The sequence below is a fragment of the Ferviditalea candida genome, assembly GCF_035282765.1.
GTDB lineage: Bacteria > Bacillota > Bacilli > Paenibacillales > KCTC-25726 > Ferviditalea > Ferviditalea candida.
The window spans coordinates 90831-102762 of sequence record NZ_JAYJLD010000012.1; the positions used below are offsets into that span (position 1 = coordinate 90831).

The following is an 11932-nucleotide window of genomic DNA, read 5'->3' on the forward strand; positions in this document are numbered from 1 at the left end:
CTTCCCAATGCTCCACTTCCGCAACAAATAAATACTATTTTTGTTAAAGCAATTATAAAATAAATAAAAAACCTCCGAAACTTGGAGGTTTTTTGAGGTTTGGCTGCGGTGACTGTTATGTATTGGGCCCGCTTATTCCGCTGCAGAAGAGACAATCGCATTGATGGCCGATTTGTCGAATGTCAGCTTGGTCGAGTCGTTGACTTTCAGAACAACGGTATCATCGACGAGCTCCGTGATCGTGCCGTGCAGTCCTCCGATTGTGATGACTTTATCCCCTTTTTTCATCGAATTCAACATGGCGTTACGCTGCTTTTGTTTTTTCTGCTGGGGACGGATCAGCAAAAAGTAGAATACCGCAAACATCAGCACAAACGGCAAAATCATATTAAACCAGCTGCCTTGAGTCGCGGCGGCATCTGCTGCAAGATACATGGATTTCCCTCCTCTCAAAAGCCTTTTTCGTTGTCAAACAAACCGTATTCGGCAAAAAACTCGTCTCTGAAATCCAAAAGCCGATCCTCCCGTATCGCCTGCCTGACCTTTCTCATCAAATCCAGCAAAAAGTACAGATTGTGATAAGTGGTTAACCGGATGCCGAAGGTTTCGTCCGCTTTGACCAGATGGCGAATATACGCGCGGGAATAATTGCGGCAGGTGTAACAATCGCATTTTGGATCCAGAGGCCCGTAATCCCGGGCAAATTGAGCGTTTCGGATGACCAGCCGGCCTTGGCTCGTCATGGTTGTACCATTGCGGGCGATACGCGTCGGCAATACGCAGTCGAACATATCGATGCCGCGGATGGCTCCTTCCACAAGCGCGTCGGGTGATCCCACACCCATGAGATATCTTGGTTTATAGGACGGAAGGAGCGGAATGACAACCTCAAGCATATCATACATGATGCTCTTGGATTCGCCGACACTCAACCCTCCAATAGCATACCCCGGAAAATCCATTGAAGTCAACTCCAACGCGCTTTGTTTGCGCAAATCCGCGTACATGCCCCCTTGAACGATCCCGAACAGGGCTTGATCCTCCGGACGCGAATGGCTGTTCAGGCAGCGTTCCGCCCAGCGTGTCGTCCTTTCCAGCGAATCCTTGACGTACGCGTATTCTGCAGGATGCGGGGGACATTCGTCAAAGGCCATGATAATATCCGCACCCAGCGCATTCTGAATTTCAATCGATTTTTCCGGCGACAGAAACAGCTTATCCCCATTCAAATGTGAACGGAACTCCACGCCTTCCTCCATGATCTTCCGATTCTCATTCAGGCTGAACACCTGAAATCCGCCGCTGTCGGTCAAAATCGGACGATCCCAATTCATGAACCGGTGCAGTCCGCCTGCTTCCTTCACAATTTCGTGCCCCGGCCTTAAATACAGATGATACGTATTACTCAGGATGATATGCGCGTCCATTTCCTTTAATTCCTCGGGACTCATCGTTTTGACGGTAGCCTGTGTGCCCACCGGCATAAACGCCGGCGTTTCGATATCCCCGTGCGGGGTGTGCAGGATGCCCAAACGGGCACCCGATTGTTTGCATGTTTTCAACAATTCATAAGTTGCGGCCATTTCATCTCTTCCCTCAATCTTTAATTAGTATATAAACATGGCGTCGCCGAAGCTGAAAAAGCGGTATCGGCTGTTCACCGCTTCCCGGTAAGCGTTCAACACGTTCTCCCTTCCCGCAAAAGCGCTGATCAGCATCAACAGGGTCGATTTGGGCAGATGAAAGTTGGTCAGCAGGGCATCCACCATTTCCATCCGGTAACCGGGATAAATGAAAATATCGGTCCATCCGCTGCATTCCCGGATCCGTCCCCTGCCGAACTGTCCCCCAGCCGTTTCCAAGGTCCGTGCCGAAGTCGTACCCACCGCTATGATTCTCCCGCCCCGTTCAGCCGCGTCATTCAGCATTTCGGCAGTTTGCCTGGAGATGGAATAATACTCCGCATGCATTCGGTGCTCCTCGATGTTTGACACCGACACGGGACGGAAAGTCCCAAGGCCCACATGGAGAGTCAAATAAGCGATCGAGATCCCCATTCCGGCAATCCGGTTCAACATTTCATCCGTAAAATGCAGTCCAGCGGTCGGCGCCGCAGCGGATCCCTCGTGCTTGGCATATACCGTTTGGTAGCGGTTCTTATCCTCAAGCTGCTGCTTGATATAGGGCGGAAGCGGCATTTGGCCGAGCCTGTCAAGGATTTCATGAAAAATGCCCTGATAGTGAAACTTCAGGACTCTTTCTCCCATCTCCGCCTCCGATTCAACCTCAGCGGTCAAAACCGGCTCTTCTTGAGGACCGAACAGCAGCCGTGTCCCGGGCTTCACCCTTTTTCCCGGCTTGACCAGCGTTTCCCACCGGTCTTCTCCGAGGTTTTTGAGCAGAAGCACCTCAACCTTCGCCCCGGTTTGCGCTTTGACGCCGAACAATCGGGCCGGAATGACCTTGGTGTCATTCAGCACAAGAGTATCGCCGGCTTGCAAAAAACGGATCAAATCGTCAAAAAAGTAATGACCGATCTCGCCGGTGCGCTTATCCAGCGTCATCAGGCGGGACCGGTTTCTCTCCACAAGAGGGGATTGCGCGATCAATGATTCGGGAAGTTCAAAATCAAACCAATTTACGTCCATAGCCCTGCCTTTCATTCCTTCACGATGCTGATATCCTTATAATAGTATTGCAAAATATATTTATAGTCATACTGCAGCTCAGCCAACGCCCTGGCGCCCCATTGAGACATTCCGAGACCGTGTCCGTAGCCCAATCCGACAAAGCGGAACTCGGGCTGCCGAGTGGCCAGCCGGACTTGCCGGTTTTCGTTCATGAGCAGCAGATTATCCCCGGTCAGCTGCGAAACGTCCGATCCGGTTTCCGAACTGACGGAGGAGCTTCCGCTTACGGCATAAAGCCCACCTTTGGACTCGGGAAAACTCCGCTTCGTACCTTTCGCTCCCAATACAGTATACCTGCCCGTTTCCTCGACATCAAAGCGTGTGCTCGGCAAACCGTTCATCACGGTTCGGTATGAATCCGGCCGGCTTACTTTGATTTCCTGTCCGTTGGCCTGCATATCCATAACCCGTCCGGAGGGCCCCCGCTTCGTCACATTCAGCGTTAGAAGCGGCTCCGGGATGGACGAAGCGGAGACGTTGGCGTTAATCGAAGCCATTATTTCCTCGGCCGTAAACGGGCCTCTGATCCAACTGAAAGAGTTGGATTCCGGAACCTTGTCGATAGCGACGAAGCTGTCGCCGACATTAACCTGCGCGATGGGACCGTTCGAATTGTTGTCCACGTATGGGGCGGAACGCACATTGATTCCCGAATCCAGCGATTCTAAGATCGGCAATCCTGCCGGATTCGTTCGTCCGGTGATTTTCACAAAGTCTGAACGGATATAGCCGACTTTTCCGTCCGGCAGAACAATCCGATACCAAGAAAGCTTCTTGTCCTGTATGTCTTGATCCGGACTGGGCACACTTTTGATATACGACAATGGCGAACCCCAGACCTCGGACGCGTCTGCGGTCAAGCCTCCGCTGTTGGAATAATAGAAGGGCGTGATAAGCCCGTCCTTGTTGACGACCACTTCGCCTTTAGTCTTGTCTACGGCGGTAATGGCATCGGCGGATTCCTTATCCATCCCGAAATAGGCCTGATCATACGTGGTATCGGAAATATTGGCGATTTTATATTTCAGGCCCAGCGTCAATGCGTATGTTCTGGACACGACCGCTTGCGCCTTCAAAGCCTCCAAAGGCCAGCCCGAGCCCATTTCCGAACCGACCACGGAATACAGATACTGCTCAAAAGGAAGTTCATTGATCACTGCGAGCTTCCCGTTATACTGGCTCACTTCAATGCCGCCTCGATAATTGCGGCGGTATCTTTCCTGTACGCGAATTCCCGGCGACGCGGACGAAGCCCACACTTTCTCTCCGTTGGCATTGAAAAACAGATGCTCCATCACGGTCCCGGAGGAACTAAAAGAAGCATCTTCCCGCTTCAGCAGGTAAGGAGCATTCGTATCCGGTTTGACCAACTGCAAATCCGGGGCCGCCTTCAAGGCCGAGCTTTTGATTTCGTTTAACTGCGCTTGGGTCGATGCTTCCCCGATCCAAACCGAATAAACGGCCTTCCCTTGAGAATTCTGGTGATAAGCCGGATAGGCGTCAATCCCTAGAAGCGACAGCCCGTTTGCCCTGGCGCTCGCTTGCGCCTCCGTTTCAAAGGTACCCGCGATCCAATGGAGAGGACCGGCGACCACGGGAGTACCAGATGCATACCCGGCGATCCCTGCTGCTGTCGCAGCGGCTTTGCCCGCTTCATCGGAGCTTGCAAAATTGCCGATATAGACTTGATATACCACGGCCCCTTTTCTTGAGCCTTTAAACAAGTAAGGTTGAAAGCCGGAATCCTCCAGCTTGTTATACAGGTTTCTTGCCGAGGCGGCGCTTTGTGTTTCCAGCAGCTTCACCCTGTACTGGTCGATGCTGATGCGAACCGATTCGTTCGGCCCGGCTGAAAGCAGGTCGCGGTTTCCTTCGGGAAGGCGAATTCCGATTTGCAGGGACTGGGGGGAAGACAGCGTGACCGAAGGCACTGTACCGCGCTTGTCGATGAAAAGGCTGACCCTGATCCGATCGAGCTTGGGAATGGCCGCATACGAGGAATCTGCTTGAAAAGGGAGACTTGCCAAGAAGCATGCCGCAACAAGAATAGAGACGATGAGCGGTTGAGAACGATGCAAAAGTGACATGTTGCCGATTTTCCTTTCCCGTAATCAAAAATAATCTATGACATTAGACTCCAAAATCTGCAAAAAGTTTCAAAGGCGAACGCCAGGTCTCTACAGAAGATACCCCCCAACCCTATGAATCTTCATTTCCATAATTATGGGGTTTTTCGAGAGCCTAGGTTTCATCCATGTCCCGCAGGTCATAGCCGCTTATCCTCCCGCTCGGCGTGCACCGAACAGGTTCCCTCCGGGCAATCCACGTCGAGCGTTCCGAACAGCCTGTACCAGCACAAGCATTAAAGCATCGGCTCCCTTGCTGACATGTCCCGTCTCGTCAACCACATGGATTTCCGCCTCCAGCTCCAACAGCGGCAGACCGGGCGGCAGACTCCGGAGATCCGCGCTTTGATAAGGCTGCATCTCGAGCTCAGTGCCGGTACGCAGACCCTTAAGCACTTCGACCGTATTCGTACAAAGCCTGCATTTCGCGTCATACAGCAGGGTCAGTTTTCGGGGTCTGTTCAAGCCGGCGTCCCCTCCGATCAGTTCTTATCTTGGGGATAAACCATCCCCAAATGGCCGTACGCGAGCCGCGTAAGCATCCTGCCGCGCGGGGTGCGCTGAAGGAAGCCGATCTGCAGCAAATACGGCTCATACACATCCTCAATCGTCTGACTTTCTTCCCCGATCGATGCGGCAATCGTATCCAGGCCGACCGGACCGCCGTTGAACTGATGAATAATTGCCTTCAGCATTTTATGGTCGATGGCGTCCAGACCCAGATCATCCACTTGAATCATGGAAAGCGCCGAGCGGGCGATTTCCGTTGTAATGATGCCGTCGCCTTTGACTTGGGCATAATCCCTTACTCTTTTCAGCAATCGATTGGCGATGCGCGGAGTGCCTCGCGACCTCATGCCGATCTCGCGAGCGGCGTCCCCGACGATCTTGACGCCTAGAATTTCCGACGCCCGCTGGACGATGAATGTCAACTCCTCCACGGTGTAATATTCCAGCCGGCTCATGACTCCGAAGCGGTCTCTGAGGGGCGACGAAAGCAGTCCGGCACGAGTGGTTGCGCCAATCAAGGTAAAGGCCGGCAGGTCAAGCCGGACGGACCGGGCGCTCGGTCCCTTGCCGATAATGATATCCAGCGCAAAATCCTCCATTGCGGGATAGAGCACTTCCTCAACCGTTCGATGAAGCCGATGGATTTCATCGATAAAAAGCACATCGCCTTCCTGCAGATTCGTCAGGATGGCCGCGAGATCGCCGGGGCGTTCGATCGCCGGACCCGATGTCGTCCGGATATTTACGCCCAATTCATTGGCGATAATGATCGAGAGCGTGGTCTTGCCAAGCCCCGGAGGCCCGTACAGCAAAACGTGATCAAGCGCTTCCTTGCGCATTTTTGCAGCTTCAATATAGATCTTCAGGTTATCCTTCACCTGCGATTGACCGATATATTCCGATAAATATCGAGGACGGAGGCTGAGCTCCTCGGCCTGATCCTCCATCATGAAATTGGCGGAAATGATCCGTTCATCCATTGCTTATCCTCCAAACGCCAAATTATCCCTGAAACAGCGCTTTGAGCGCTTTTTTCAACAGCGTCTCGGCCGTATCCGTTTCATCAGCCGCAGCACGAATCGACTGCCATACGCGGTCCGTTTCGGCTTCCGAATAGCCAAGGGCAAGCAGGCCTTCTTTGGCCTCGGACCAAGCGCCCGGCCATTCGCCGGCAGCCGCGGAGCCGCCGCCGGAAACCGGCGATTCGATGCCCGCCGCAATCTTCTCCTTGCCCAGTTTGTCCTTGAGGTCAAGGATAATACGCTGCGCCGTTTTCCTGCCGATGCCCGGAAGCTTCGTCAGGTACGCCACATCCTCCTGCCGAATGGAAGCTATCACCCGATCGGGCGATCCTGCCGACAAGATTCCCAAAGCCACACGCGGACCGATGCCGCTGACCTCCAGCAATTTGCGGAACAGCGATTGTTGCTCCCGGTTTGGGAAGCCAAACAGCAAAATCGCGTCCTCGCGCACATGATGATGCGTAAATACGGTGAGATTTTTATCTTCGTTCTCCTGAAAAGCATAAGGATTCGGGCAAAACACCCTATACCCTATTCCGGCGACGTCCAACACCAAATAGTCCGATTCCCTGTAAGCGATCTTCCCCCGCAAAAATTCGATCATCTTTTGGACACCTCATTGATTTTATCGTTCAATGCGGACGAATGGGCATGACAAATCGCCACAGCCAATGCATCCGCCACATCATCGGGCTTGGGCACGATCGACAAATGCAGAAACATGCGGACCATTTCCTGGACTTGATGCTTTTCGGCTTTGCCGTAACCGACCACCGACTGCTTTACCTGCAGGGGGGTATATTCACCGATTTGCAGCCCGCGCTGGACCGCGGCAAGCAAAATGACGCCCCTGGCCTGACCCACGCTGAAGGCAGTGGTCACATTGCGGTTGAAAAACAGCTTTTCGACCGCAACGGCATCGGGCTTATATTTGCCGATCAGCATCTGCATCGCATCGTAAATTTCCTTCAGGCGCAAGCCCGGATCGGTATGCGCTTCGGTCTGGATGCTTCCGTATTGCACCGGCACAAGCCTGCTTCCTTTTTTATCGACAAAGCCGAATCCGACAATGGCAATTCCCGGGTCGATTCCAAGTATGCGCAACAAATACCTCTCCCATCAGCCTGCCAAAAACGGCACAAAGGCGAACATATGTATTTAATTTTCATTATAACATTACCTGTTTATCCTTGTCATGGAAAATAAAAAAACCACCCGAGTGATTTTTGTTACATACAATACCCCGCGATGTATACTACAATGAATTCAGTTTGATAAGAAAAACTTTTATCGAAGTCCTTCAAAGAAGCCGGACCGCGATGAAAGGAAGTTTTTCATGCCAATAAGAGTTTGCCTTTTCCAAAATCCGAAGGCTTATAAACTCTTATGTGGTAAATAAAAATTATTGGGAGGGTTTGAGATGTTTTTACGTTATTTTTACAATGAAAAATTGGCGCATGCTTCGTACATGTTCGGCTGCCAAGCGGTCGGCGAAGCCATTGTCGTTGATCCCAGCCGGGACGTTGAGCCTTATCTGAAGGTCGCAAAAGCGGAAGGGTTGAAAATCGTCGGAACACTGGAAACCCATCTCCATGCCGATTTTGTTTCGGGAGCACGCGAAATGGCGGACAGAGTGAACTCGACATTATATATTTCCGGCGAAGGCGGCGAAGGATGGAGGCATGAATATGTCGGTGATTTAAACCACAGATTCCTGAAAGACGGGGAAACTTTCAAAATAGGCAACCTGACCATTCAAGCCATGCATACGCCCGGTCACACGCCGGATTCGATGTCCTTCATCCTGACCGACGGTGCGGCGGCCGATCGTCCGATCGGCATTTTCACAGGCGACTTTGTGTTTGTCGGCGACGTCGGCAGACCGGATTTGGGGGATAGAGCGGTCGGACTCGTCGGTACGGCTGACATGCTGGCCCGGCTTCAGTACAAATCGCTGCAGCGCTTCAAGGAATTGCCGGATTATCTCCAAGTGTGGCCCGCACACGGGGCTGGAAGCGCCTGCGGCAAGGCATTGGGCGCCATTCCTTCCAGTACGGTCGGCTACGAAAGGCTGTTTAACCCGGCGCTGTCCTATACGGATGAAGATGCTTTTGTCGAGTTTTTGTTAGACGGGCAGCCGGAGCCGCCCAAATATTTCTCCCGAATGAACCCGACAAATAAAAAGGGCCCTGCCTTGATGAAGGATGTCAGAAAGCCGGAAGCTAATCTTTCCTATCAGGCACTGCTCGATGCAAAAGCCGAGAACGGAGCCATGCTGGTCGACACCCGAAGCGCCGATCAATTTTCGAAGGGGCATATACCGGGAACGATCAATATTCCATTAAACAAATCGTTCACCAATTGGGCCGGCTGGCTCGTCGATTATGAACGTCCGCTGTACCTGCTGATCGGGCAGGGCCGCGTCGACGAAGCCGCGCTTGATCTGTATTCCATCGGAATCGATAATTACGCGGGTTATGCGGAACTGGCCGCTCTTCAGCAATATGAAGAAAACGGCGGGGCATTGCAAACCTACCAGACGACCAGACCTTCAGAAATCGCTGAAAAAGTGCTCAACGGCGAAGTCCATGTCGTCGATGTCCGCAATGATTCCGAACGCAAGGAAGGGTATATCCCTTCGTCGCAGCACATCATGCTCGGCTACCTGTCGGATCGGTATATGGAAATCCCAACCGATAAGCCGATACTCGTGCAATGCCGCTCCGGAGCTCGGTCGGCTATTGCGGCAAGCATTCTACAGGCCAAAGGAATCACCAACGTCATCAATCTGCTCGGCGGCTATGATGAATGGTCCAAGCAAGGACTGCCGAAGGAAGTCATGACTGCCGTCGTCTAAAAACAAACTCCAAAAGGGCTGCTCCGAAGCAGATACATCTGCTGCAGGGCAGCCCCCTGTTTTGGCGATGGGATTTTAGAATGAAGGGGTCATTACCTTTTTCGTTTCCTCTACGGCAAAGTCGCTGAATGTGGAAAGAACGCTGTTATATTCGGCCAAATCCGTAACCCGAATGCCATCGTAAAGCTGTCTGACCGTTTCATGAGGCAAACTGCTTTTCAACCGCTTGATATTTAACTGAAAAAAGGTCCGAATCACTTGATCGTTCGCAGGAAGTCCGTTGAACAGCGACAAATTCCCGTTTTGATCCACGCCAAAGTAAGCGTTGCGTTTGCATTCCGGCGAAAGGTCATCGATTTTGCGGGAAAATGTCAGCAGGTTTCCTGTGCTGCTTTCCACGTTCCAATCCGGATTTTTGGCATAAGCGTCACCGATTTGCCCGGCGGACCATGCACCCAGCCGTTCGGTTTGTTCGCCGCAGGCGTATACGGTATGAAGACTGACTTGCTTTCGGCTTCCCGCAGACATTCCCTTTACAATTTCATCAAGGGGTGTTCTCTCCTGCCGCTGCGGGGCGTATTTGGAACCAGTCATCGCGCTTACAGCCTGCTGCCCTGCTGAACCGGACAAAGCATGTTCCGTTGACGGGAGCCGAAAAACGATGCCGGCAGTCAAGGACATTCCGATCAACACGGCTAGAAATCCGAGCGATAACCCGCGGCGTTTTCGACGAAGGCGCTTCTTGATTCTTTTGAGCAGATTGGAATAATTCACTTCGATCGCCTTCCATACTGGTTTTTTACTATTTTAACCAGCATACCGGAGGCATATTCAGTATTTTAACAACGCAAACCATCCTCTATTTGTTGAGCCAGGGAAGATTTTCCGGCTTTTTTTCCAGTTTGGCTCTGCGCTGATGACCGCGAGCAGCCTGACGCTTTCTTGCCCCGTTTTTTGACGTTCCGGTTGATTTCTTTTCAACCTGCTTGATATTCGCCTCTCCACCGTCCGTTTGTTGGGCAACTCCCCCGGATGTCACACCCGTGTTCGCCAAGCCGTCAATGGCCCTGTGAACCGCTCCTACAGGGCTGTACGGCGTCGCGAAAGGATCGGAGTAACCAAGGGCCATGGGGAAGGAATACGGACTTCCGAATCCCGCATTTCCAAAACTTGTGTTCAACGGAGCGTTGAAGAGAAAGCGGTACGGCATCCCGTACGGCGCGGAATAGGCGGAAGTGTAGGCATTAACTGGATTTGACGCGCCCGGATAAGGATCGGCGAATGGGCTGTACGGCTGCGTCATCGACAAATTCGCATAGGCACCCATCTGTCCGCATCCGTACGGATATGCATCATGCATATAAGGCGGCGTCGCAGAAACATTTGTGTGCGAATTGGACCATAGTCCGCTGGATTCAAGAGAAATCGGCGAATTCATATTTGTCGAATCGGCTGCGGACAGATAGGGCATCTCTTGATTCATCATATTCCCCGACACCTCTGTGGCCGGAACTTTATATTGGGCGAATAAATCCTCGACTTTTTTGGCATTTTCGACAGGTGCTTGCATGAACGGATTTCCCATCCCGACAGGATCCAGGTTCTCCTTCAAGACCTTATAACTCGTTTCCGGCGGATTTTCAATGGAAATCTTGTTCAACTCCACGTTCACTTCAAAAACGTTTTCTTCCGCCACAGGGTTGACAGGCTGATTGTTTCCGGGATTGCTCTGCACGGCTGTCGGCGCTTCATTCAGCGATTGATTGAGAGGTGCGCCCGCCCCGATTTTGGGAATGTAGACCACCTCACCCGTCAGCAGCACATTCGGATTTTTCAGCTGCGGATTCGCCTGAATCAGCGTATGCAGCGAAACTCCCCATTCTTTGGACAATTTCCAAAGCGAATCTCCCTGCTTCACGACATGTTTGTATGCGATCATGTTTTCCGGGAGCTTCACCGGCTGGGCGTTAGCGGGAATTTTCACCTTCATTCCGACATCGATGACATCCGGGTTGGCAATCTGGGGATTGGCTTCAATCAGCTTCTGCAGATCGACATGATATTTTTGCGACAACTTGTAAAGGGTATCCCCCTTTTTTACGATATGAATCTTCACGATTCCAGAACCTCCTGTTTATATAATCTAAATAACGGCAAAATATCAGCTTGCGGATTCATTACATCTTATGCAGAAAATAGGCTTTTGACATACCTATCTTGAAAATTCACTTCCATAAATACTTTTTTTCCAAAGAACAAAATCACCCTTCGGGTGACTGAAATAACGAGACCCATACTTTAGCGCTGTTTAGGGAAATGGGTATGGCCTTCCCATGCTCCCTTTATCATCTTCAGCTCATCCTTCTACTTCGATTTCTTCTCCCTCATGGTCCCATTACACTTCGGACATATCATCTCGTCTTCTTCCCCCCGCCTGAGATCATAGGAGCATTCTTCCACAATAAAGTCAGGTACCGGATCAATGCACCCACATCGATGCACTGGAAGTCACTAAGTACATCAGGTCCATTCAATCCCAAGAAATCGTCCAGGTCCTCCATCGGATGCTTTCCACAGCCGTTCTGCAAGCTTCAAATCGTTCGAAATTTTCCAATGGGATGACCTATGTGTCAAACGTCTGAGAAAATGTCACCTTAACTCGTCCGAGAAAATGTCACTTTTGTAGTGTTCCGAGCCACCGTTAGGTGGCTTGGACTGTCTTTGAAT

The 11932-nt window shown here is 51.6% G+C and carries 11 protein-coding genes; 1 reads left to right on the plus strand and 10 read right to left on the minus strand.

The window, feature by feature from the left end:
• Window positions 1-132 precede the first annotated feature (132 nt).
• From yajC to ruvC, 8 genes are all read right to left on the minus strand, one after another.
• Entirely contained in the window at window positions 133-435 is a 303-nt protein-coding gene (gene yajC, locus VF724_RS10275; RefSeq protein WP_371754153.1) for a preprotein translocase subunit YajC, read from the minus strand.
• Between the two features lie 14 nt (window positions 436-449).
• Window positions 450-1583: a tRNA guanosine(34) transglycosylase Tgt gene (gene tgt / locus VF724_RS10280; RefSeq protein WP_371754154.1), complete on the minus strand. Its 1134-nt coding sequence runs from the start codon at window positions 1581-1583 to the stop codon at window positions 450-452.
• A 24-nt stretch (window positions 1584-1607) separates the two neighbouring features.
• A complete protein-coding gene (gene queA, locus VF724_RS10285; RefSeq protein WP_371754155.1) occupies window positions 1608-2648 on the minus strand; it encodes a tRNA preQ1(34) S-adenosylmethionine ribosyltransferase-isomerase QueA in 1041 nt (346 codons plus the stop codon).
• A gap of 11 nt (window positions 2649-2659) precedes the next feature.
• On the minus strand, window positions 2660-4777 hold the full coding sequence (locus tag VF724_RS10290; RefSeq protein WP_371754156.1) for a SpoIID/LytB domain-containing protein: 2118 nt from the start codon (window positions 4775-4777) through the stop codon (window positions 2660-2662).
• 189 nt (window positions 4778-4966) lie between these two features.
• Window positions 4967-5281: a DCC1-like thiol-disulfide oxidoreductase family protein gene (locus VF724_RS10295; RefSeq protein WP_371754157.1), complete on the minus strand. Its 315-nt coding sequence runs from the start codon at window positions 5279-5281 to the stop codon at window positions 4967-4969.
• Window positions 5282-5298: 17 nt separating this feature from the next.
• On the minus strand, window positions 5299-6306 hold the full coding sequence (gene ruvB, locus VF724_RS10300) for a Holliday junction branch migration DNA helicase RuvB (RefSeq protein ID WP_371754158.1): 1008 nt from the start codon (window positions 6304-6306) through the stop codon (window positions 5299-5301).
• Between the two features lie 22 nt (window positions 6307-6328).
• Complete coding sequence (ruvA, locus tag VF724_RS10305) at window positions 6329-6952, minus strand: Holliday junction branch migration protein RuvA (RefSeq protein WP_371754159.1); 624 nt, start codon at window positions 6950-6952, stop codon at window positions 6329-6331.
• Window positions 6949-7452, minus strand: coding sequence for a crossover junction endodeoxyribonuclease RuvC (gene ruvC / locus VF724_RS10310; RefSeq protein ID WP_371754160.1), 504 nt, complete (start codon window positions 7450-7452; stop codon window positions 6949-6951). The genes ruvA and ruvC overlap by 4 nt, the downstream gene beginning before the upstream one ends.
• A gap of 316 nt (window positions 7453-7768) precedes the next feature.
• Here ruvC and VF724_RS10315 point away from each other — a divergent pair, with 316 nt between their 5' ends.
• Window positions 7769-9205, plus strand: coding sequence for a rhodanese-like domain-containing protein (locus VF724_RS10315; protein ID WP_371754161.1), 1437 nt, complete (start codon window positions 7769-7771; stop codon window positions 9203-9205).
• Between the two features lie 75 nt (window positions 9206-9280).
• Here VF724_RS10315 and VF724_RS10320 read toward each other — a convergent pair whose 3' ends face one another.
• Together VF724_RS10320 and VF724_RS10325 are read right to left on the minus strand one after the other, a co-directional pair.
• Complete coding sequence (locus VF724_RS10320; protein WP_371754162.1) at window positions 9281-9979, minus strand: BofC C-terminal domain-containing protein; 699 nt, start codon at window positions 9977-9979, stop codon at window positions 9281-9283.
• Window positions 9980-10064: 85 nt separating this feature from the next.
• Entirely contained in the window at window positions 10065-11321 is a 1257-nt protein-coding gene (locus tag VF724_RS10325; protein WP_371754163.1) for a LysM peptidoglycan-binding domain-containing protein, read from the minus strand.
• Between the last annotated feature and the right edge of the window lie 611 nt (window positions 11322-11932).